Below are 22,096 nucleotides of genomic sequence, written 5' to 3'. Positions count from 1 at the left end.
GGCGCGCAGGGCCGTGTCCTCGGCTGCGCCTGCGGGCCGCACCAACCCTGCGCTTGCCTCCTTGACGGCACCCGTTCGCGCGCTCCTGACCGTCGCGGGCGATGAACTCAGGAAAGACGGTGGCAACAGGGCCAACCGGGTTCCTCGTGCCGACCGCACCGAACAGCCGAAAGGCTGGGCTTCCGAATCTAGGAATCCGGTGTGCGGTGAACAGCAAACCCTTTTTTCTTTGTCAGGAGAAATGCCATGCAACTCGCATCCCGCTTCGCTTCCCGTTCCCCGGTGCTGCGTTCGGAACGTCCCTTGTCCGATGACCAAATCCGGGCCGTGGCCCCGTCCATCTTCGCGGACGCCCCGCACGAAAGCCGCTCGCAGCGGTACAGCTACATCCCCACCGCGACCGTGCTGCAAGAACTGCGCGGGGAAGGCTTCGAGCCTTTCATGGTGACGCAAACCCGCGTGCGCCACGACGACCGCCGCGACTACACGAAGCACATGATCCGGCTGCGCCACGCCAGCCAGATCAACGGCCGCGAGGCCAACGAAATCATCCTGCTGAACTCCCATGACGGCACTAGCAGCTATCAGATGCTGGCCGGGATGTTCCGCTTCGTTTGCAGCAATGGCCTTGTCTGCGGCGACACCGTGGCCAACGTGCGCGTTCCCCACAAGGGCGACGTAGCGGGGCACGTCATCGAAGGCGCTTACGAAGTCCTGCACGGCTTCGACCGGGCGCAGGAATCCCGCGATGCCATGCGCGCCATCACGCTCGACGCCGGGGAATCGGAAGTGTTCGCCCGCGCTGCGCTGGCATTGAAGTACGACGAGGACAAGCCCGCGCCCATCACGGAATCGCAAATCCTGATGCCGCGCCGCCACGACGACGACCGCCGCGACCTGTGGAGCGTGTTCAACCGCACGCAGGAGAACTTGACCAAAGGCGGCCTGTCCGCCCGCGCCGCGAATGGCCGCCGCCAGACCACCCGGCCCGTGCAGGGCATCGACCAAAGCGTGCGCCTCAATCGCGCCCTGTGGCTGCTGGCCGATGGCCTGCGCCAGTTGAAAGCCTGAATCCCCACGCGGCAGGGGCAGGCAGCAGCCCTTGCCGCTTCTCTCGCTGCTGCATCCCAACCGCAAGGAGTCATCACCATGAACGCCGTACTCAAAACCGAAGCCGTCGCCATCGAAGCCGCCGCCCCGCTGGAAATGGCCGACCCGTCCAAGAACCTGATTCTGGTTCCGCTCTCGCAGTTGCTGCCGCGCCGCTCCAAGCGCAACGCCCGCAAGATGCCGCGCCTGTCCATCCCCGAACTGGCCGCGAGCATTGCCCGCATCGGCTTGCTGCAAAACCTCATCGTCATCCTTTCCGCCGATGGCGAGACTTACGAGGTGGTGGCCGGCGATCGCCGCCTGACCGCCTTGAAGCTGCTGGCGAAGAAGAAGCGCATTCCCGCCGACTACGAAGTGCCGTGCCTGCTGGTGGCCGACGCTTCCGCCCGCACCGTCAGCCTTGCGGAGAACGTGCAGCGCGAGAACATGCACCCCGCCGACCAGTTCGCGGCCTTCGCCGCGCTGGTCAAGGAAGGACGCCCCATCGAGGACATTGCTGCCGACTTCGGCGTGTCCCCGCTGGTGGTGCAGCGCCGCTTGAAGCTGGCGAATGTCTCGCCGCGCCTCATGGCCGACTATCGCGCCAGTGGCGTGACGCTGGAACAGTTGATGGCCCTGACCATCACCGACGACCACGCCGCGCAGGAAGCCGCGTTCTATGGTGCGCCGGAATGGCAGCGCAGCCCGTCCAAGCTGCGCGAGCGCCTGACCGAGCGCGAAATCGACGCCGCGCACGCGCTGGTGCGCTTCGTCGGACTGAACACCTACCGGCAGGCAGGCGGCGGCATCCGCCGCGACCTGTTCGCGGAAGGCGATGCCGGAACCTACCTGACCGATACCGCAGTGCTGGAAACGCTGGTGCGCGACAAGCTGGCAACGCTGGCCGAGGACGTGCGCGCCGAGGGTTGGGCATGGGTGGAGGCCGTGCCGCATCTGGCCTACGAGGAACGGCAGGCGTTCCAGAACGCCCCGCGCCACCGCCGTGAGCCGACCAGCCGCGAGGCCCGCCGCATCGCCTCGCTGGAAAGCCGCCTCGAAAAGATCGACGCCGAGCTGGAAGAAGCCTGCGACGCCGAGGACGAGGCCAAGGCCGAGAAACTGGAACAGCGGCGCGATCAGGTGGTCGGCGAACTACAAGACGCGGAGGACGCCTTGCAAGGTTACGCTCCCGAGGTGCGCGAGGTGGCCGGTGCCATCGTCACCATCGACCGCAACGGCGAGGCCGTTATTCATCGCGGCCTGCTGCGCGAAGCCGAGGCCAAGGCGCTGCGCACGCTGGAAAAGCTGCGGCGCGGTTTCGGCAACACCGAAGGCGAAGCCGCCAACGACGAGCACGAGGACGCCGACGACGCACCCAAGGCCGCGAGCCTGTCCGATCGGCTGGCGCAGCGGTTGAGTGCCCACCGCACGGCGGCGCTGCAAATCGAAGTCGCGCGGCATCCGCACGTCGCGCTGGCCGCGCTGGTGCATGGCATGGTGCAGACTGTCTTGCAGCCCGACGCCTACGGCGATGGCCTGCCGCTCGGCGTGCGCCTCACGGTGCAAGACCGGCTGGAAGGCATGGCCCCGGACTGGCCGGAATCGCCCGCTGCCGTGGCGCTGCGCGAACTGCAACAGGTGGCAGGTGAAGCCTTGCCGGAGGACAGCGCCGAACTGTTCGCCGCGCTGCTGGCGAAGTCGCAAGATGAACTGGTGCGGCTGCTGGCCGTGTGCGTGGCTTCCACGGTGGACGTGGTGACGCCCCGCGCCACGGTGCAGCAACCCGGCGAGGAACTGGCGCAGGCCGTGGGCCTCGACATGGCCGCATGGTGGAAGCCGACCGCAGAAGGCTACTTCAAGCACGTTTCCAAGGCCGTGATTCTGGATGCCGTGGGCGAGTACGCACCCGAGCAGGCCAACCGGCTGGCGAAGTTGAAGAAGGCCGACATTGCCAGCGAAGCCGAGCGGCTGGCCGATGGCACGGGCTGGATGCCCGCCATCTTCGAGGCCGCAGGCCCGCAGGACGCCGCGCAAGAGGCAGGCCCGGAGCAGAACGCCCCGGAGGATGCCGAGGCAATAGCGGATGAACCCGCCGAGGCGCTGGCCGCTTGACCCGCGCCGAAGGCAAGCGCCCCGGCCTCGACCGGGGCGCTTCGCTGGAAGGAGAAGCCCCATGACCCGCACCACCATTAGCCGCCCGCGCATGGCGGCGATCTACGCCGCTGGCACGGTACGCGCCCGCCGTTGGAACGGCGATGGCGACGTGCGCGGCTACCGCCCGCCCTCGGGCTGGACGGCCTGCGCCGACCTCACCGACATTCACCCCATCACGGGCCGCGCCTTGCCGCGTGCCGTGTGGTGGCTCATCGAGACGAAGGAATAACCGCGATCAGCACCGCGCCCAGGCCGTTCCGTCCTGGGCGCGGTGGACGCAAAAATCCGGGCGCGGCAGTGGCCGCGCCCGGTGTTCAAGGCCACCAGCCGAATCGGCACGCCGCCGCCCTCGCGGCAGCTCAGACGGCGGCGTTGACGTGACCGGGCTTCCCGCCCGGTAATGGCAGGCCCGTATGGGCCTGCAAGCCGTAGCGCCCGCCGTGCGCGGGAATCACCAGCGGTTTTCGGCTTGCCGCGTGCATACCTCGCAGCGTAGGGCCGCGCCCATTTCATCAGAGGCATGTCCGCGTTTCCTGCTTAGAAATCTGGAACGGCCTGGGCGTGTCGGCGCATAGCGCCGCCGGGCTTTCGGGCTACGCCCCGTGCCGTCTTTGCCGTCACGGCCATTCGGCTTCAATCCCTCACGCCTTCGCGCCTGCGGCGCTGCGCGCTTCGCTTGCCTCCAGGGGAAAGCCCTGCGAGCTATCCCCGCCGCGCGATGCTTGGCGCCCCTCGATGCTGCCGAACCGGCTGCGCCGGATCGGCCCGCCCAACGTCCCGCCGCGATGGACGGGACGCTGGCGAACACGCTGGCGCTTGCTGCGGCAGGTTGTGCAGGTGCGTGCCGTCCTCAACGCTGGCGGTTCCTGCCCATCACGTCACGAAGGACGGTTCACGGACAACCCGCCCGGTATCGCTATGGAGCTTCCACGCCACGCCTCAAGACCGGCGCCGCAAGGTATGGCGGGGGCGTTCTCGCCTGTCGTTGCGGGGTTGACCTGGCCCGCGTCAGCGGGCGAGCCGGAGAAGCCTTCGGGCGGGGATGCCGAGTCGGCCCCATCTCCTTTCGGAGCGGTTCGGCCCAAGGCGTCCTTGTCTCGTTGTGAATCCTGGCGGGGGCGCGGCTGCGCCTCGGGCTTCATGGCTGCAACCGTCCGGCGAAAACAATTTCCCCGCCGCTGCGCGGCTTCCTCGCGCAGCAAATTCTTTTCGCCTCCCGGCTCTCCACTGCGTTTCGACCGCAAGCGGTGCAGCCAGCCCGTCCCCCGCCGGCCGGATCACAACAAGGACGCGATGGGCGCGAACCTTGTTCAACCGAAAGGAGAAATCATCATGGCCAACATCGGCACCTTCACCGCAGACAAAGACGGCTTCACCGGCACGCTGCGCACCCTGACGCTCAACGTCAAGGTCAAGCTGGTTCCCAACGACAAGGGCAGCAGCGAGAACGCCCCCGACTTCCGCCTCCAGGCCGCCGGCCACGACATCGGCGCGGCGTGGAACAAGACCAGCGAGGCCGGGCGGGAATACAAGTCCGTGACCCTCGACGATCCTTCGTTCCCGGCTCCGGTCTATGCCCGCCTGATCGAAGGCGAGGACGGTACGCACGACCTGATCTGGTCGCGCAGCAAGCCCCAGGCGGCGTGACCGCCGCAGCGCCCCGCCCATCGCGGCGGGGCGCTGTGCTGCTGTTCGCAGCACATCACCACGTCACGCGCGCGGCTTCGCCGCGCCGCGCTCCTTCAGCACCGCCTCCAGCTCCCGGCGCACCTGCGCCAGCAGCTCGTCGGCCTTGTGCGGGCTGTCGCCCGCGTAGGCCAGCGTCAGCAGCGTGAGCGGGTGGATCTCCATCACCTCGCACAGCTCGGCCAGCTTATGCAGGGTCGGGCTTTTCAGGTCGCGTTCGAGGGTGCTCATATAGGTGCGGCTGGACACGTCAGAGAAGGCTTCCTGGCTCAAGCCACGCGCCTTCCTGACTGTCTTCAACGCCTTCGCCAATGAGTTCCCAGCCGCCACCTATGGTTTCCCTCGAAAAACCAAGATGACAGCCCATTGCGCCCTATAGGGCTACAATCTATAGTGTTCATTTGGTGTTCTACGTTTTCGTGCCTTTACGGAAATCCGCATTTGCTGGTTCCAGCAAAGCCACGCAAGCGCATCCGTGCTTGCACACGAAGGCGTAAATCCGGTTTGGCGGTTCTGCGCTTGGGCGTGAAACCGCATCCGTGCATCATTGGATTTGTGGGATTGCCAACCATGCCCCAGCCACTCGCCACCGTCCCGGAGCGCGCGCAACTGCTCGCCAACGGCGAGGCTCGTGCCGCTGGCCAGGCCATCGACCCGGTGCCCGTGGTGCGGCTGTTCACGCCGGACGCGCATGTGACCTGGCTGCTGGCCGCACTCGATCCCGCCGATGGCGACACCGCCTGGGGCCTCATCGACCTGGGAATCGGAATGCCGGCGCAAGGAACCGTCAAGCTGTCCGAGCTGGCTGGCATCGTCGGGCCGCATCAGCAGCCCGTGATGCGCGACCGCTACTTCCGGCCCACGCGCACGCTGTCGGAATACACCCGGCTGGCCGAGCGCGACGGGGCTATCCCGGACTGAACACAGCCTACTGTGACTTTTTCAGTCTGGTGTCATACCGGGCAGGTCTCAATCGAGATTCTTGCGGCGTAGCCGCGCCAGTCTGATCCAAACGGACATGATGCCTGACGCGGACTGCGGCAGGCTGGCCTGTACGGCGTCCCACGGGAGGGACGCTGCCGCCGCAGCATTGAGACGAATACCGCAACGCATCGGAGCCAGTCGGACTTGACAGCCCAACTATTCCCTTAACCCATTTCGTTCTGATGACACCGATGTAGCACGTAGTTCTTCCGTCGCGGCCAGTCCTGTTCGCAGGGAGGTTGCGTCATGGTCGATCGCAGCGCCGAGCACTGGTATCCGACTGCCGCGTATCTGTACGTGCTGCACTTGGACGACCTTGGGACGGCCTGGGAATATCTGCGCAGAAACCCCGATTACCGGCTCGACTGGCTGCGCCATCATCGCCGGCCGAAAGCCGCGCAGCAGGCGGCGCATCGCTGGGGCTTGCGCCTGCTGGAAGATCCGGCGTTGGATGCGCGCGACGCGCATCCAGCCTGGTTGCCCGGCCATGTGGCCGTGGTGCAGCTCTATCCCGACGCCGATCCGCCGCAGTATGCTCCCGCGTTCACGTTTTGGCGCATTGCCGGGCACAAGCAACTGCTCCATGACGGCAAAGGGCTGGCGCTGATGGCGCACAGCCCAGGTCATTGCCTGCGCTTCGCGCTGGCGCCCGGCCTGGAAGACGGGATGGCTGTCGCCTATGCCCGCCGCGGCGGCGCCGCCGCACCTGCGCGCAACCATGCGCTCGGCGCGGCCCTGGCTTCTGCGAAGCCCAGGCCGGCACCCGCCGCGCTGCTTGAGCTACACACCTTGCAGGCGCTCGACGCAACCCTAGCGGGTGCGTCCTTGCGCGAGGTGGCCGAAGGCTTGTTCGGCGGCGATGCCGCAGCCGATTGGTACAGCGACGGCGGCCTGCGCTCCAAGGTACGCCGCTTGGTACGGCGCGGCGATGCGCTGATGCGCGGCGGCTATCGCCGCCTAGCACAGCTTCCGCCGCTTGAGAAGGGTCGTTTTGAGGACGACGCAAAACGGCCCTGAGCAGGACAGCTTGGTTTTCTGAGACTGCCTCCATCCGGTTGCGCTGTGTGGCCGGAGCTTTGAAAGCTATGGAGGTTCACACCATGCGTCCCGCTCCTTTGCGGCCTGCCGCCACTGTCTCGACCGCTGCCGCGCAGCCCCAACGCTATCTCACCAACGACGAAGCCGCCGAATACCTGCGCCTGTCGCCGCGCACGCTGGAAAAGCAGCGCGTGATCGGTGGTGGTCCGCGCTTTCGCAAGTTCGGCCGGCGCGTCATGTACGCCGTGGCCGACCTCGATGCCTGGGCCGCCGACCGCAGCTTCGAGACGACTTCCGATCCCGAGTACGCCGAGCACCACTCGGCCGACAGCCGTGCGCGCTGATCGGCGGCGCGCGGCAGGCCATCACCATGTCCAGCTCCGCGCTGCCGTTCCGGCAGCGGTCGTTGCAGGAGCGCGAACAGCTCGACCTGTTCCGCGCCTTGCCCGGCGACATGGCGCCGCGCGACAGCCAGGACTTGATGGCCTATCCGTTCTTCTCGCTCGGCAAGTCCAAGCGGGTCAAACCCATCGACTTCCGCGCGGGCAACGTGACGATCCGCGTAGAGGGCACGCAGGAGCACGGCATCGCCACGATTTGGGATGCGGACGTGCTGATATGGGCGGCCTCGCAGATCGTGGAAGCGAAGGACGCGGGCCTGCGCCCGTCGCGGCTGATGCGCGCGACGCCCTACGAGATCCTGCGCTTCATCGGGCGCGGCAAGTCGCTGCGCGACTACCAGCGCCTCAAGGCCGCGCTGGATCGCCTGCAATCGACCACGGTGGCCACGTCCATCCGCGAGACAACAGGCCGGCGCCTGCACCGCTTTTCGTGGATCAACGAATGGAAGGAACTGGCCGATGCCAGCGGCACGCCGCTGGGCATCGAGCTGATCCTGCCGGACTGGTTCTTTGCCGGCGTGCTCGACGCCGCGCTGGTGCTGACCATCGACCCGGCGTATTTCCGGCTCACCGGCGGCATCGAGCGGTGGCTGTACCGCCTGGTGCGCAAGCACGGCGGCAAGCAGGCATACGGCTGGCAGTTCGACTTTCGCTATCTGCACCAGAAGTCCGGCAGCACCGCGAAGCCCTACGACTTCGCCTGCGATCTGCGCGCGCTCGTCGCGCGGCAGTCGCTGCCCGGTTACGTCCTGGGCATCGAGCGGATGCCCGACAACGGCATGGAACTGCTGACGTTCCGGCCCGTGCCGCAGACGGCACGGGGATAACTCCGGGAAAGCCTGTGAATGGTGTCGTGCTATCAGGCGTGCGGGGTATCGTGCTATCAGGCGTGGGACTATCGTGCTATCAGGCGTGCCGATCGGCCGCAAACCCGCGCCAGCACTGGGTTTGCGCGTCCTCTAACTTCCCTAACTTAGTTTCTCTAACTTTTAGTAGGGAAACGCCGCTGCGGTGGACAACCACCCCGCGGCCACAAACGCAGCAGCAAAAGCCCGGCTTTCCAACACGGAGGGCCGCGCCATGATCGTCGCTCTGCTCAACCAGAAAGGCGGCGTGGGCAAGACCACGCTCGCCACGCACATCGCCGGCGAGCTGGCGATGCGCGGTCAGCACGTCGTCCTGCTGGACGCCGACCCGCAGGGTTCATCGCTGGACTGGACACAGCGCAGAAGCCAGCAAGGCTTGCCACGGCTGTTCAGCGCCGTGGGCCTTGCACGCGAAACGCTGCACCAAGAAGCGCCAGAACTCGCCAGGCGGGCCGATCACGTCGTCATCGACGGCCCGCCCAGGATCGCCGCCTTGGCGCGCTCCGCGCTGCTGGCGGCCGAGCGCGTGCTGATCCCCGTGCAGCCCAGCCCCTACGATCTGTGGGCCAGCGCCGAGATGGTGGCGCTGATCCGCGAGGCGCAAGTCTTTCGGCCCGCGCTGCGCGCGGCCTTCGTCATCAATCGGCGCGTCAGCACCACCATCATCGGGCGCGAAGCGCGCCAGGCGCTCGCCGACCAGCCACTTCCTGCGCTGCGCGCGGAAGTGCATCAGCGCATCGTGTTCGCCGACAGCGTAGCCGCTGGCCGGCTTGCACGCGAAACGGCGCCCGACAGCACCGCCGCCCGCGAAATCACCGCGCTGGTGGATGAACTGTTGCGGTGGCCGACATGACAGCGAAGCCGCCACCGAACAGCAAACGCACGGTCAAGCGCGTCGGCATCGGCGCACGTCCGCCCGCGAATCCACACGCCGAGGCGTGGATTCGCCAGGGCGATGCCGATGCGCTGGGCAAGGGCGACCTCTACACCGCCCGCCTGACCCTCGACATCACACCCGCGATGCGGGCACGCATCAAGGTGTCGGCCTTCACGCAAGGCGTGACCGTGGCCGACCTGCTGCGTGGCCTGTTGGAGCGGGAGTTTCCAGAGCACCGCAGGGAGAACGCACCATGACTGCATCCGCTTCGCCTGCCGCTGGCGCGGCTACGGCTGCACTTGCCGGCCAGCCTGCCAGCGCGCCGCTGACGCGCGTGGCGCTTGCCTACATCGAACCACGCTTCAAGCTCTACCTGCGCTTCGGCGAACCTGCGCGCACGCACCAGCTCGACCGCTGGCGCCGTTGCGCGGTGTTCCTGCCGGGCGCCATGTTGTGCCGTATCCGCTGGCAGGCCAACGACTACGGCACTGTGCGTTGGCAGCTCATGGTGATGCAGGCTTGCACGCCGCTGGATGCAGCGCAGCGCATCCCCGGCGTGCAGCCGGGGGCGCGCTTGCTGCTCCACGCCGAAGGGGAGAACCAGGTGCGCGCGGTGCTGGAGTGCATCGACGCCATCGAGGCGCTGGGCATCGCGCCCGCCGCTGTCTCGCCCGCGTACTGGCGCACGCTCGCCAACCGGCTCGCTGCACGCCTGCCGCTGCCCGAATACACCGCCGAGCGGCACGCTGCCTGGCTAACCGGGAGGACGCTGCCATGACGCTTCCATCCGCCGTTGCCAGCGCAACCGGCATCCCGCCGCATCCTCGCTCGCGCCTGCGCGCTCGCCTCGTGTTGGCGGGCCTGTCCGCCTGCGGCCTCGCTGCGCTCGCCTGGGCGTCCTTCGTGCATCCGCTGCCGCGCCTGATCTACAACCCGTCCGACAGCGTGGCGGTCGGCTGGTATCGCGTCGATCCGCAAGGCCACGGCACCGGCTCGCTGCCACGTCCCTTGTCCGTGGGCAGCATCGTCCTGACCACGCTGCCGCCAGACGCCGCCGCGCTGGCCGCGCAGCGCGGCTACCTGCCGGCGCGCGTGCCGCTGCTCAAGCGCGTGGGCGCCGTCGCGCCGCAGGAGTTGTGCAGCACTGGCCGCGTCGTCCGCATCGACGGCGTGCCTTCGGCCGCCGTGCTGCCTGCCGACCGCTGGGGCCGGCCGCTGCCATCCTGGCAGCAATGCCGCCGCCTCGAATCCGGCGAACTGTTCCTCTTGAGTGTGACCAACCCGGCGTCGTTCGACAGCCGGTATTTCGGGCCGGTCAGCGCATCCGCCGTGATCGGGGTCGCGCATCCAGTCTGGCTGGAATCCCGCCCATGATGGCCGCCGACTCGCTGCACGTTGCCGTGCATCTTGTCGTGCCATCGGGCGTGTCGCTCTGCTGGCCGTCGCCGTGTCGTCGCGCGTGCAGTGCGGGTGCATTCGCACCGCACTTCGCGCTGCCTTCGGCGCAGCCGTCCAACGTGCAGGCGTCTTGCCTCGAACGCGCCCGGCCTATGGCCGTCGCCGCGTTCGCCGGCGCGCTGGCTGCTCGCGCAGCAGCACCGCCGGGCCGCCGCTGCCCGGAGCGCCAGCGAGGGGCAAAGGCGGAAGGCAAGACAAAAGGACGCGGCACCGGGCCGCGTCGAAAGCCAGTCTGCACATGGGGGTGGCGCGGCACGCAGCGGCTTCGCCGCCGTGCCGCGTGGGGCGCGAGGCCCGCGCCAATGCAGGGCTGTCCGCGTGCTTCACACGACCGGACACGCCAGAGCTTGCAGGGAGCGCAGCCATGACCGACCGCCGCGACGATGATTTCCGCATCCGCCCCAGCGCACCGAAGAACCGGGGCCAGAGCTTCGTTTCCAAGGTGCTCAAGCAGGCAGGCAAGGCCAGTAGCGGCAAGTCGTCGGTGCGCCGTCCCGGCACTGCCAGCGGCTCCGGGAGGGGCAACGGCCAGCGGCCCGGCTCGCGCCTGGGGCGCGGCCACACGGCGGCGCGCTTCGCCGGAGCGAAGCTGACGCCCATGTCGCGGCGCGTGACCATCAAGACGCTACTGGTCAACCAGCGCCAAGCCAGCCCGCAGTCGCTCGCCAAGCACCTGCGCTACATCGAGCGCGATGGCGTAGGCCGCGATGGCGAGCCGGGCCAAGCCTACGGGCAGCAGACCGATGCCGCCGACCTCGACGCCTTCAAGGAACGCTGCACCGACGACCGGCACCATTTCCGCTTCATCCTCTCGCCCGAGGATGGGGCCGAGCTGGAAGACCTACGCACCTACACGCGGCACCTGATGGGCCGCATGGAGGCCGACCTGGGCACGGGCCTTGATTGGGTGGCCGTCAACCACTGGAACACCGACAACCCGCACACGCACATCGTCGTGCGCGGGCGCGACGATACGGGCAGAGACCTCATCATCGCGGGCGACTACATCGCCGATGGCTTCCGCCATCGTGCGGCCGAACTGGCGACCGAATGGCTGGGGCCACGCACCGAGCTGGAGATCCAGCAGACCTTGCAGCGCGAGGTGGAACAGGAGCGGTGGACGAGCCTGGATCGCACGCTCAAGCGCGAGCTGGGCGACGATGGCCTGGTGCATGTCGAACGGCTCAACGAGCCGAGGTTGCAACGCCAGCGCCTGCTGCTGATCGGCCGGCTGCAACGCTTGCAGCGTCTGGGCCTGGCCGACGAAACGCAGCCGGGCACCTGGGCGGTCCATACCGACGCCGAAAAGACCCTGCGCGCCCTGGGCGAGCGTGGCGACATCATCCGCACCATGCAGCGGGCCATGAGCGGCCAGCCGCGCGAGCTGGCGGTGTTCGAGCCGGGCGAGGATGGCCGAACCATCCTCGGCCGCGTGGCCGCGAAGGGGCTGGCCGACGAACTGCGCGACCGGGGCTATCTGGTCATCGACGGGGTGGATGGCAAGGCCCACTACGTCGCGCTCAACGCCCGCGACGAGCTGGCGAACTACCCAGCCGGTGCCGTGGTGGAGGTGAAGGGATCGGCCGACGTGCGCGCCGCCGACAAGAACATCGCCGCACTGGCGAGCGGTGGCCTGTACCGCACCGATCATCACCTCGCCATCGCGCAGGGTCAGGCCGTACCGGGCCGCGATCCGCAGGAAGTCGTCGCGGCCCACGTCCGCCGGCTGGAAGCCCTGCGCCGCGCTGGCATCGTGGAGCGCGTGGCCGAGGGACTATGGAAGGTGCCGGACGACCTGGCCGAACAGGGCCGCCGCTACGACGCGCAGCGCCTGGGCGGCGTGGCCGTGGAACTGAAATCGCACCTGCCCATCGAGCGGCAGGCCCGCGTTATCGGGGCCACCTGGCTTGACCAGCAGTTGATCGGCGGCGGCTCGGGCCTGGGCGACCTAGGCTTTGGCGGCGAGGCCAAGCAGGCAATGCAGCAGCGCGCCGACTTCCTGGCCGAACAGGGGCTGGCCGAGCGGCGTGGGCAGCGCGTGATCCTCGCGCGCAACCTGCTGGGCACGTTGCGCAATCGGGAGCTGGTGCAGGCCGCCAAGGACATTGCGGCCGAAACCGGCTTGGAACATCGGCCTGCGGGTGACGGTCAGCGCGTGGCCGGTATCTACCGGCGCAGCGTCATGCTCGCCAGTGGGCGCTACGCCATGCTCGATGACGGCAAGGGGTTCAGTCTGGTGCCGTGGCGGCCGGTGGTCGAGCAGCGGCTGGGCCAGCAGCTTGCCGCTACGGTGCGCGGCGGCGGCGTGTCCTGGGAGATAGGACGGCAGCGTGGGCCTGCCGTTGGTTAACTTCCTACGATAGCAGTGTCCGGCACGGGGTCGCACAATAAACCGATTGACGGTCGGTTTTTTGTGGTGGATACTCTTGAGTTCGAGTCAAAGCTCGGAGCCGACAACATTGACCAACCACAGCGTACCAACACTTGGCGATCTGGAAATCGCCGTGCTCGAAGACATCTGGCGCTTCGGCCCGTCCGACACCAAGGCGGTGTACGCGCGCATTGGGCAGTCTCGCTCGATTTCCTTGAACACCGTGCAATCCACGCTAGAACGTCTGTTTCGCAAGGCCATGCTCCAGCGCGAAAAGATCAGCCATGCCTACGAATACTCGGCACGAGTATCTCGCCGGGAACTGATCCAGAAGCTGGTCGAGTCCACGGTGCGTCGTGTCGCAGGCCCGCAGCCGGATGCGTTGTTGAGCGCCTTTGTCGATCTTGCTGCAAGGGCGGATGATGACCAGCTCAAGAGGCTGGAGGAGTTGATTGCCCGTCGTCGCGCTGAATTGGATCAGCCGTGATGACGAGTTATGGCCCACTACTTCAGTTCGCATTGCTATCCGGCTTCGTGCTGGCAGTAACGCTTACCCTGCTGATTGGAGCCTGCGAGCGCCCATTACGCCGTGCGCTGTCGGGAAAGACCCCCTATCAGCGAGCAAGAGTGTCTTGGTGGATGCTGGTAACACCCGCATTGGCGGGTATTGCCTATACGGCCATGACCATAGCCATGCCGTCGATGTTTGATGATTCGGCCAGATTTGCCGCTGCCTGCTCTGCGCACGCTGACACGCTGCTGCACCTGTGCGTTTGGCACCCGAGCGGCAATGGGCAAAGTGCCTGGCTATGGGGAGCATTGGCATTGTTGGCGGGATACGCGGTTTGGCTGGCTTTACGGGCCGCAGTTGGCCTTTGGCGTGCTCGTCGAACCCTTGCCTCGATGGTGCGCCTGAGCTGGCGTCCGGGGCATCCAGACAAACTTCGCGTGCTTGATGTCGATCAGCCTATGGCGCTGGCTTGTGGCGTCGGGAATGGCCACATCCTGCTTTCAACCTCGTTGATGCGGCGACTCGACCCAACGCAATTGCGCGTGGTGCTGGCGCACGAACAGGCTCATATCGCCAATCGAGATGTGCTGCATCGCCTGATCGCTGTCGTCTTGTCGAGCATCCAGTTGCCGGGCACTCGTCGCCGGCTGTTGCGCGATCTGGAACTCGCCTTGGAACAGCGTTGTGATTTCGCTGCTGCAAACGAAGTGGGATGCCCTGTCGCCGTGGCCGAGACCATCGTTGCAGTGGAGAAGATATTTCGGCAACACGCCAAGGAACAGGTGCCATTGGCGATGGCGTTCTTTTCCGATTTTATCCCTGAGCGTGTCGAGGCGTTGCTGTCGCCCAAGCACTCGTCTGTCTCATACTTGGGGCCGATGCTAGGCATTCTTGTTCTGGCGTTTTGCAGCCTATCTACAGGATGGCTGCATTCTGTGACCGAATCTCTCATCACTGTGATGACGAGGTAAGTCCATATGCGCGCGTGCTGTGTTTTTTTGCTCAAAAAACCGATTGACGATCGGTCTTATGGCGATTCCGCTCCGGCGTGCGCGGGAAGTCGTCACGCGGAATCGTTTGCTCGCCATCTGTTGTCGTCGTGAGGGTTTTCATGAATTTGATCCGCTTAGTAGTCTTGGTGTTCGTCGGAGCCTGCGGTACGTCCGCAGCCCTAGCCGCCGAACCCCTGCGGTTGGAGGAAGCAGTCTCCCGCGCGCTGGCCGCCCATCCATCCATTACCGCCGAAACGGCGCAACTCCAGGCCGTTCGAGCCCGCACGCAGCGCGAAGCCCTGCCACCGCCTTACACCATTGGCGGCGAGGTAGAGAACGTCGCCGGGAACGGCAACCTGCGAGGTATTCGCTCGGCCGAAACGACATTGCGCATCGGTCGGGTCATAGAACTCGGTGGCAAGCGCGAGGCTCGCCAAACGCTGGGACAAGCCGAACTGAGAGAACAAGAGCATCAGGCCACCAAAACGCGGATCGACCTGGCCAGTTCAACTACGGCCCGCTTCATTGAAGTGCTCGCTAGGCAACAGCGATTGACGTATGCCGAGGAGCGTATCAAGCAAGCGGAGCGCACCCGTCGAGAGGTTGCAGCGTGGGTAAAAGCCGCTCGCAATCCTGAGTCGGATTTGCAGGCCGCCGATATTGCGGTCGCTGAGGCGCAGCTCAATCGCGAGAGTGCTGAACTCGAATTGGCGAGCGCCAAGATGACTTTGGCCGCGAGCTGGGGGGCAATGACCCCCGACTTCGGCGAAGTCGTCGGCGACCTCCAAACCTTGCCGACCGTGGCGCCATTCGAGACGTTGGCTACCCGTTTGCCTATGACGCCGGAACTGTGGGCTTCGCGCTTGCGGGCCGACACCATCGGCGCCCGGCGCCGGCTCGCGGAGGCCGAAGCCAAACCCAACATTGACGTCAGCTTGGGCGTGCGACGTTTGGAAGCCTTCAAGGATCACGGCGTGGTGATGTCGATCTCGGTGCCGTTGGGTAGCCCGACGCGCTCTGGATACGCGGTGTCCCAGGCAAATGCGGAGCTTGCTGCGCTGGAAGCGCGGCGTGACGCCGAACGCTTCGAGCGCCACCAGACCCTGTTCGACAAGTATCAAGAACTCACGCACGCGCGAACAGAGGCTGAATCGTTACGCGCACGAATGCTGCCTATGGCTGAAAGCGCCCTGACAACAACTCGTCGCGGCTTTGAGCAAGGCCGATTCTCTTATTTGTCGCTGGCCCAAGCGCAGCGGACGCTGTTCGATCTGCGTGCGCGTGCTGTCGAAGCCGCCACCCGCTATCACCTTCTGCTGGTCGAGGTGGAACGCCTCACCGCCACCGTTGAGGACACCGCACCATGATTCGCATTCTCTCCCTGTTACTCCTTTGCGTATTTGCCGCTGCATGCAGCCCTGGCGGCGACAAACCCAAAGAGGAGGCCAGTGCCCAAGCCAGCGGAAGCTATGAGCGCGGGCCAAACAATGGCCGACTACTCCGTGATGGAGACTTCGCCCTGGAAGTCACCATCTACGAAACCAATGTGCCCCCGCATTACAGGCTCTACGCCTATCGCGACGGCAAGCCAGTCGCTCCCGCCGATGTCGTTGCGACTATCAAACTCTCCCGTTTGGATGGCGAGGTCAACCAGTTCACGTTCACGCCAGAGGGCAACTATCTGGTCGGCAGCGGTGAAGTGATCGAGCCGCATTCGTTCGATGTCGCCGTGTCCGCCGAACATGCCGGAAAGAAGTCCACTTGGTCTTACCAGTCCTATGAGGGCCGCGTAAGCATTCCGGCCGGCATCGCCAAGGATGCCGGTATCAAAACCGAATCAGCAGGGCCGGCAGTCATCCGAGACGTTGTGCGGTTGATGGGAACCGTTGTCCTAGATGCCGACAGACACGCGGCGGTTGGCGCACGCTTCCCTGGCATCGTGCGATCGGTGAACGTGCAGCAGGGCGAGCGAGTCCGCCGCGGCCAGACGCTGGCCGTCGTAGAGGGCAACGACAGTATGCGTACCTACCCGATTACCGCACCGTTCGATGGCGTGGTGCTCGCACGCAATACGAACGTCGGTGACGTGGCCGAGGCAGGTGCGCTGTTCGAGCTGGCCGACCCGTCCAACGTATGGATCGACCTGCGCGCCATTGGCACCGATGCCGAAGCCCTAAAGCCAGGACAGCCAGTACGAATCCGGTCAGCGACTGGGAAGACCGAAGCCAGCGGAAAGATTCAGCGACTGTTGCCGGTGGCCGGCAGCGGCCAGAGCGTCATTGCCCGCGTCAGCATCCCGAACTTGGAGGGACGTTGGCGCCCAGGTATGACCGTGGCAGCCGAGGTCACAGTAGGCACGCGCAACGTACCGCTGGCGGTAAAAGAGTCGGGGTTGCAGCGATTCCGCGACTTCACCGTGGTGTTCACGCAAGTCGGCGAGACATACGAAGTCCGAATGCTCGAACTTGGCGATCGTGATGGTGAATACGTTGAGGTGACTGGAGGACTCAAGCCCGGCACGAACTACGTGGCCGAGCAAAGTTTCCTGATACGCCAAGACATCGAAAAGTCTGGCGCAAGCCACGATCACTGAGGACGCGGATATGCTCGAACGTATCATTCGCGCGTCCATCGCGCATCGCTGGCTCGTGCTTCTATTGGTGCTCGCCCTGTCCGGGCTGGGGATCTGGAACTACAGCCGCTTACCGATCGACGCGATACCGGACATTACCAATGTCCAGGTACAGATCAATACCGAGGCGCCAGGCTACTCGCCAATGGAGGCTGAGCAGCGCGTCACTTTCCCGGTTGAGACGGCGCTGGCTGGCCTCGCTCGGCTCGACTACACCCGCTCGGTTTCCCGCTACGGTCTGTCGCAGGTCACTGCGGTCTTTGAGGACGGCACTGACATTTACTTTGCCCGTCAGCAGGTCGCCGAACGCTTGCAGCAGGCATCTTCGCAACTTCCGGCGGGCCTGAATCCCTCTCTCGGGCCAGTGGCAACCGGCCTGGGCGAGATATTCATGTACACCTTGGAACCCGAAAAGGGCTACGAGGAAATATGGACGCCGACCGCGCTGCGCACGTTGCAGGACTGGTCGGTGCGTCCGCAGCTCCGCAATCTGAAAGGCGTCACCGAGGTCAACACCATCGGCGGCTACGTGCGTCAATTCCACATCACGCCCGATCCGGTCAAGCTGCTGGCCTACGAGTTGACGATGAACGACGTGCTGAACGCCGTCGCGCGGAACAACGCCAACGTCGGCGCCGGCTACATCGAACGTCATGGCGAGCAGTACCTGATCCGCATCCCCGGACAAGTGCGCGACATCGAGCGACTGCGGAAAATTGTCGTGGCAACGCGCGATGGACTGCCACTCCGAATTGGCGACGTGGCGGAAGTTCTAGAGGGTAGCGAACTGCGAACCGGCGCGGCCACGAAAGACGGCAAAGAGGTCGTGCTGGGTACGGCATTCATGCTGATTGGCGAGAACAGCCGAGCAGTTGCACAGCGCACAGTAGAAAAGCTCGCTGAGATCGACGCGACACTTCCCGAGGGAGTCCGCGCGCACGCGGTTTACGACCGCACTCAACTCGTTGATCGCACCATCGCAACCGTGCAGAAGAATCTTCTGGAAGGCGCGTTGCTGGTGATCGCCGTGCTGTTCCTGTTGCTGGGCAACTTGCGTGCAGCCCTGATAACCGCTGCGGTGATTCCGCTCGCCATGTTGCTGACGATCACTGGCATGGTGCAGAACCGCATCTCGGCCAACCTAATGAGCCTGGGCGCGCTGGATTTCGGCCTGATTGTCGATGGTGCGGTCATCATCGTGGAAAACTGCTTGCGCAGGTTCAGTGAACGACAGCACCAGCTCGGTCGCCTGCTGACCCGTGATGAGCGTTTCTCGCTGGTTTCGAGCGCCAGCGCAGAGGTCATCAAGCCTGCCCTGTTCGGGTTGTTCATCATCACGGCTGTTTACCTTCCGATCTTCGCGTTGTCTGGTGTGGAAGGAAAGATGTTCCATCCGATGGCCCTCACCGTCGTGATCGCATTGACTGGTGCGATGGTGTTATCGTTGACCTTCGTGCCTGCTGCGGTCGCACTGTTTGTCACCGGCAAGGTTTCCGAGAAGGAAACCAAGGTGATGCGCGGCATCAGCCGCTTCTATGCGCCACTTCTCCAGAAGGCAATCAAGCTGAGAGTCGCCGTCGTCGCGGCGGCGGCAGTGCTGGTGGTGCTATCTGGTTTGCTTGCGACGCGCTTGGGCACCGAGTTCATCCCCAATCTGGATGAAGGTGACATCGCCTTGCACGCGATGCGCATTCCCGGAACGAGTCTGACCCAGGCGATTGGTATGCAGCGCCAGTTGGAGGCGCGGATCAAGGAGTTTCCAGAGGTGGAGGAAGTCGTCGCCAAGATCGGTACTGCTGAGGTTGCGACTGACCCCATGCCGCCTTCGGTGGCTGACACTTTCATCATGCTCAAGGATCGTAGCGAATGGCCCGATCCGCGCAAACCGAGAGCCGTACTGCTTGCCGAACTGGAGAAGGCGGTGAACGCCATTCCCGGCAACAACTACGAGTTCACTCAACCCGTGCAGATGCGCATGAATGAGTTGATCGCAGGTGTCCGTGCCGAGGTGGCGATCAAGGTGTATGGCGATGACATGGAGCAACTGGCCCAAATAGGCTCGAAGATTGAAGCCGTGGCCGAGAGTATCGAGGGGTCTGCCGACGTGGCGCTCGAACAGATTACGGGCCTGCCGCTGATGACGATCACGCCGAACGTGGATGCGCTGTCCCGATACGGCTTGGCGATCGACGACGTACAGCAAACGGTGGCAATCGCCCTTGGCGGTGCCGTCGCCGGCCAGGTGTTTGAGGGCGATCGCCGATTCGATATCGTAGTTCGGCTGCCCGAAGCGCAACGCCAAGACCCGAAGGCACTGGCGACACTGCCCATTCCGGTTCCGGCCGGCGCTGCTGCCGGGCTGGGCCAAGCCGCCTACGTGCCGCTCGGGCAGCTTGCGTCGATCGAAGTGGCGCCCGGCCCCAATCAGATCAGCCGCGAGAACGGTAAACGCCGGATCGTTATCACCAGCAATGTGCGCGGACGCGATCTAGGGTCGTTCGTGGAAGAACTGCGTGAACGCGTAAGCCGTGAAATCACGCTGCCAGAGGGCTATTGGGTCAACTACGGAGGCACGTTCGAGCAACTCATCTCGGCTAGCCAACGCCTGTCCGTCGTCGTACCGGCTGTACTGGTTCTGATCTTCGGCCTGCTGTTCATGGCCTTCGGTTCGGGCCGGGATGCCACTGTCGTCTTTAGCGGTGTGCCGTTAGCGCTGACGGGTGGCGTTGCCGCATTGTGGCTGCGCGATATTCCGCTTTCGATTTCGGCAGGGGTCGGCTTCATTGCCCTATCCGGTGTGGCAGTGCTCAACGGCCTGGTGATGGTGAGCTTCATTCGCAAGCTGCACCACGATGGCGCGCCGATTCAGGATGCCATTGTGAATGGCGCGATGACGCGGCTACGCCCGGTGCTGATGACTGCGCTGGTTGCAAGCCTCGGTTTCGTACCGATGGCCATCAACGTTGGAACGGGCGCGGAAGTGCAACGACCCCTCGCAACTGTCGTCATCGGCGGCATTGTCTCTTCGACGCTGCTGACGTTGCTGGTACTGCCGGCCCTGTATCGCCTCATTCATCGGCGTACCGACCGCCAGAACACCGCGCCAGCGTAAGCACGATGCCAATTTATCAACAGGTTCACATGGTGCGGCGAACGCAAGAAAGATGCTTGCCGCACTCGAACAACAAGGATTTTTAGGAGATTAATTGAGGTATGACATTCATGCGTGAAAGATCACTTGACGTAATACTGGATCGCTATCGACCGATCTGGCAACGGATTTCCCTGTTTCTCATGGCGACGGTTCTCCTGTTGTTCGCGTGTGCGAATCAGGCGCTCGCCCATGCCGTTGCCGAGGGTGATAAGGGCTACATCCAGGAAATATCCGGCGTCAACCTCATCCCTTTTATGTATCTAGGGGCGAAGCACATGGCGACAGGGTACGACCATATCCTGTTCCTGCTCGGTGTGATCTTCTTCCTGTACCGGATGAAGCATATCGCCCTGTATGTGACGCTATTTGCCATCGGCCACTCGACGACGATGCTGCTTGGCGTGTATTTCAACGTCGGGATAAACAGCTACATCATCGACGCGATCATCGGTCTTTCGGTGGTTTACAAGGCGCTCGACAACATCGGCGCATTTCAGCGTTGGCTCGGCTTCCAGCCCAACACGAAAGTCGCAACAGTCGTATTCGGACTCTTTCACGGATTCGGCCTGTCAACCAAGATCATCGAATACAACATCTCGCCCGATGGCCTGATTCCAAATCTTTTGGCATTCAATGTCGGCGTTGAAATCGGGCAGTTGATCGCGCTCGGCACTATTCTGATCGCAATGAGCTACTGGCGCCGAACAGCTAGTTTCTGGCGCCATGCGTACACCGCCAACGTAGCGATGATGTGTGCCGGTTTCATCCTGATCGGCTATCAGCTCACCGGCTATTTCGTTTCCTGAATCAAACACGGAGAAAATTCCATGTACAACGTATCCAAGCCAACCCTCGACGACCTTCCATCGTCGAAACAACTGCTGCGCTCGACGCTCATTGCACTCGTCGCCGCCATCGCAATTTTGGTCGGCATCGTCCTTCCCTCCGAGTACGCGATCGACCCAACAGGGATTGGTCGCGTCCTCGGCCTGACGGAAATGGGGGAGATCAAGGCGCAATTGGCCGAAGAAGCCGCTGCGGATGCCGCGAAGGATGCAGCCATGCCCGCTGCCGCGACGACAGGGAATGCAGGCACCGCCGCGCCTGCACAAGCACAGAACGCCGCGCAGGCGGAGAACGGCGCCGCCTGGCGCGATGAAATGCGCGTCGCACTCAAGCCCGGCCAAGGGGCGGAGGTGAAGTTGAGTATGAAGGCCGGCGAGCAGGTCGAGTTCAGTTGGGTTGCCGAAGGGGGCGTTGTGAACTTCGATACCCACGGCGATGGTGGCGGCCAGTCCATCAGTTATGAAAAGGGTCGCGCGGTGCCCGCTAGCAATGGCGTGATCGAGGCTGCCTTTAGTGGAAATCACGGTTGGTTCTGGCGGAACCGTGGCGACGCTGACGTGACGGTGATTGTTCGCACTCGCGGTCAATACATGGAAATGAAGCGCGTCTTGTGATTGGCAAATTGGTTACGGGCACATGCCCATGCACTCCGGCTTCCCCCCCCATGCCAATTGCATGGCAGGAAGCCGAAGTTTCCCGCCCTGCCACATAGGCCGGGCCTCATCCCAGGAGATATTGAAATGAACATTCGTCCGGTTTTGATTGCAGCTCTAGCCAGCGCCTCGCTCGCTTCGCCATTCGTGATGGCCCATACCGGCGGGCATGACGACGATGCGAAGGCGATACCGAAGACATGCGAGCAATTGGCAGATACGAAGCGGTATATCAGTGACGTGGCTTATCCCGAAGTAAAGAAGCTGAAGGAGCAATGCGACGCCGCGAAGAAGAAGCCAAACGCGGCGCAATCTTCTGCGGAACGCCGCCCGTCCAACGGCGGCAACTGATTGTTTAGGGCGTAGCCGCGACTCACAGGTCGC

At 64.5% G+C, this 22,096-nt stretch carries 22 protein-coding genes; 21 read left to right on the top strand and 1 reads right to left on the bottom strand.

Annotated features, from left to right (window positions below):
- The first annotated feature begins 246 nt into the window (after window positions 1-246).
- The 4 genes from AB6Q56_RS13550 (at window position 247) to AB6Q56_RS13535 (ending at window position 4,890) form a co-directional block, all read left to right on the top strand.
- Window positions 247-1,071: a DUF932 domain-containing protein gene (locus AB6Q56_RS13550; RefSeq protein ID WP_023125153.1), complete on the top strand. Its 825-nt coding sequence runs from the start codon at window positions 247-249 to the stop codon at window positions 1,069-1,071.
- 78 nt (window positions 1,072-1,149) lie between these two features.
- Window positions 1,150-3,201 (top strand): ParB/RepB/Spo0J family partition protein, encoded by a 2,052-nt coding sequence (locus AB6Q56_RS13545; protein WP_023103966.1) that lies wholly within the window; start codon window positions 1,150-1,152, stop codon window positions 3,199-3,201.
- Between the two features lie 61 nt (window positions 3,202-3,262).
- Complete coding sequence (locus AB6Q56_RS13540) at window positions 3,263-3,472, top strand: hypothetical protein (RefSeq protein ID WP_023103965.1); 210 nt, start codon at window positions 3,263-3,265, stop codon at window positions 3,470-3,472.
- Window positions 3,473-4,575: 1,103 nt separating this feature from the next.
- On the top strand, window positions 4,576-4,890 hold the full coding sequence (locus AB6Q56_RS13535; protein ID WP_023103964.1) for a DUF736 domain-containing protein: 315 nt from the start codon (window positions 4,576-4,578) through the stop codon (window positions 4,888-4,890).
- 63 nt (window positions 4,891-4,953) lie between these two features.
- Here the strand turns inward: AB6Q56_RS13535 and AB6Q56_RS13530 are convergent, their stop codons facing one another.
- The gene (locus AB6Q56_RS13530) at window positions 4,954-5,202 is read right to left on the bottom strand and encodes an XRE family transcriptional regulator (protein WP_050594924.1); all 249 of its coding nucleotides are present in this window, start codon (window positions 5,200-5,202) and stop codon (window positions 4,954-4,956) included.
- Between the two features lie 297 nt (window positions 5,203-5,499).
- Between AB6Q56_RS13530 and AB6Q56_RS13525 the strand changes: the two genes are divergently transcribed.
- The 17 genes from AB6Q56_RS13525 to AB6Q56_RS13445 all read left to right on the top strand — a co-directional run bounded on the left by AB6Q56_RS13525 (window position 5,500) and on the right by AB6Q56_RS13445 (window position 22,063).
- The gene (locus AB6Q56_RS13525) at window positions 5,500-5,850 is read left to right on the top strand and encodes a DUF2958 domain-containing protein (RefSeq protein ID WP_023103962.1); all 351 of its coding nucleotides are present in this window, start codon (window positions 5,500-5,502) and stop codon (window positions 5,848-5,850) included.
- 309 nt (window positions 5,851-6,159) lie between these two features.
- Entirely contained in the window at window positions 6,160-6,930 is a 771-nt protein-coding gene (locus AB6Q56_RS13520; RefSeq protein ID WP_023114173.1) for a DUF2285 domain-containing protein, read from the top strand.
- A gap of 83 nt (window positions 6,931-7,013) precedes the next feature.
- On the top strand, window positions 7,014-7,295 hold the full coding sequence (locus AB6Q56_RS13515; RefSeq protein ID WP_003107109.1) for a helix-turn-helix transcriptional regulator: 282 nt from the start codon (window positions 7,014-7,016) through the stop codon (window positions 7,293-7,295).
- 26 nt (window positions 7,296-7,321) lie between these two features.
- A complete protein-coding gene (locus AB6Q56_RS13510; RefSeq protein ID WP_023103960.1) occupies window positions 7,322-8,179 on the top strand; it encodes a replication initiator protein A in 858 nt (285 codons plus the stop codon).
- A 253-nt stretch (window positions 8,180-8,432) separates the two neighbouring features.
- Window positions 8,433-9,071, top strand: coding sequence for a ParA family partition ATPase (gene parA, locus AB6Q56_RS13505; RefSeq protein ID WP_023103959.1), 639 nt, complete (start codon window positions 8,433-8,435; stop codon window positions 9,069-9,071).
- A complete protein-coding gene (locus AB6Q56_RS13500) occupies window positions 9,068-9,352 on the top strand; it encodes a hypothetical protein (protein WP_023103958.1) in 285 nt (94 codons plus the stop codon). Before parA ends, AB6Q56_RS13500 begins: the two co-directional genes overlap by 4 nt.
- Complete coding sequence (locus AB6Q56_RS13495) at window positions 9,349-9,873, top strand: DUF2840 domain-containing protein (protein WP_023103957.1); 525 nt, start codon at window positions 9,349-9,351, stop codon at window positions 9,871-9,873. Before AB6Q56_RS13500 ends, AB6Q56_RS13495 begins: the two co-directional genes overlap by 4 nt.
- Complete coding sequence (locus AB6Q56_RS13490; protein ID WP_023103956.1) at window positions 9,870-10,469, top strand: S26 family signal peptidase; 600 nt, start codon at window positions 9,870-9,872, stop codon at window positions 10,467-10,469. The genes AB6Q56_RS13495 and AB6Q56_RS13490 overlap by 4 nt, the downstream gene beginning before the upstream one ends.
- Before the next feature lie 448 nt (window positions 10,470-10,917).
- Entirely contained in the window at window positions 10,918-12,903 is a 1,986-nt protein-coding gene (locus tag AB6Q56_RS13485; RefSeq protein WP_034011144.1) for a relaxase/mobilization nuclease domain-containing protein, read from the top strand.
- 109 nt (window positions 12,904-13,012) lie between these two features.
- Window positions 13,013-13,411, top strand: coding sequence for a BlaI/MecI/CopY family transcriptional regulator (locus AB6Q56_RS13480; RefSeq protein ID WP_023114178.1), 399 nt, complete (start codon window positions 13,013-13,015; stop codon window positions 13,409-13,411).
- Window positions 13,411-14,406: a M56 family metallopeptidase gene (locus tag AB6Q56_RS13475; protein WP_034011145.1), complete on the top strand. Its 996-nt coding sequence runs from the start codon at window positions 13,411-13,413 to the stop codon at window positions 14,404-14,406. The genes AB6Q56_RS13480 and AB6Q56_RS13475 overlap by 1 nt, the downstream gene beginning before the upstream one ends.
- A gap of 140 nt (window positions 14,407-14,546) precedes the next feature.
- Entirely contained in the window at window positions 14,547-15,794 is a 1,248-nt protein-coding gene (locus AB6Q56_RS13470) for a TolC family protein (RefSeq protein WP_003111094.1), read from the top strand.
- Window positions 15,791-17,020 carry an efflux RND transporter periplasmic adaptor subunit gene (locus AB6Q56_RS13465; RefSeq protein WP_003111093.1) on the top strand — a complete coding sequence of 410 codons (1,230 nt, stop codon included), beginning with the start codon at window positions 15,791-15,793 and terminating at the stop codon, window positions 17,018-17,020. Before AB6Q56_RS13470 ends, AB6Q56_RS13465 begins: the two co-directional genes overlap by 4 nt.
- 10 nt (window positions 17,021-17,030) lie before the next feature.
- A complete protein-coding gene (locus AB6Q56_RS13460; protein ID WP_003111092.1) occupies window positions 17,031-20,171 on the top strand; it encodes an efflux RND transporter permease subunit in 3,141 nt (1,046 codons plus the stop codon).
- A gap of 110 nt (window positions 20,172-20,281) precedes the next feature.
- A complete protein-coding gene (locus AB6Q56_RS13455) occupies window positions 20,282-21,019 on the top strand; it encodes a HupE/UreJ family protein (RefSeq protein ID WP_087851406.1) in 738 nt (245 codons plus the stop codon).
- Between the two features lie 21 nt (window positions 21,020-21,040).
- Window positions 21,041-21,673 (top strand): hypothetical protein, encoded by a 633-nt coding sequence (locus AB6Q56_RS13450; protein ID WP_034011148.1) that lies wholly within the window; start codon window positions 21,041-21,043, stop codon window positions 21,671-21,673.
- A gap of 126 nt (window positions 21,674-21,799) precedes the next feature.
- Window positions 21,800-22,063 carry a hypothetical protein gene (locus AB6Q56_RS13445; RefSeq protein ID WP_023114185.1) on the top strand — a complete coding sequence of 88 codons (264 nt, stop codon included), beginning with the start codon at window positions 21,800-21,802 and terminating at the stop codon, window positions 22,061-22,063.
- Window positions 22,064-22,096 lie beyond the last annotated feature (33 nt).

This window comes from Dechloromonas sp. ARDL1, from assembly GCF_051122455.1.
In the GTDB taxonomy this organism is placed as follows: Bacteria; Pseudomonadota; Gammaproteobacteria; order Burkholderiales; family Rhodocyclaceae; genus Azonexus.
This window is presented reverse-complemented; position numbering and strand designations above follow the sequence as displayed.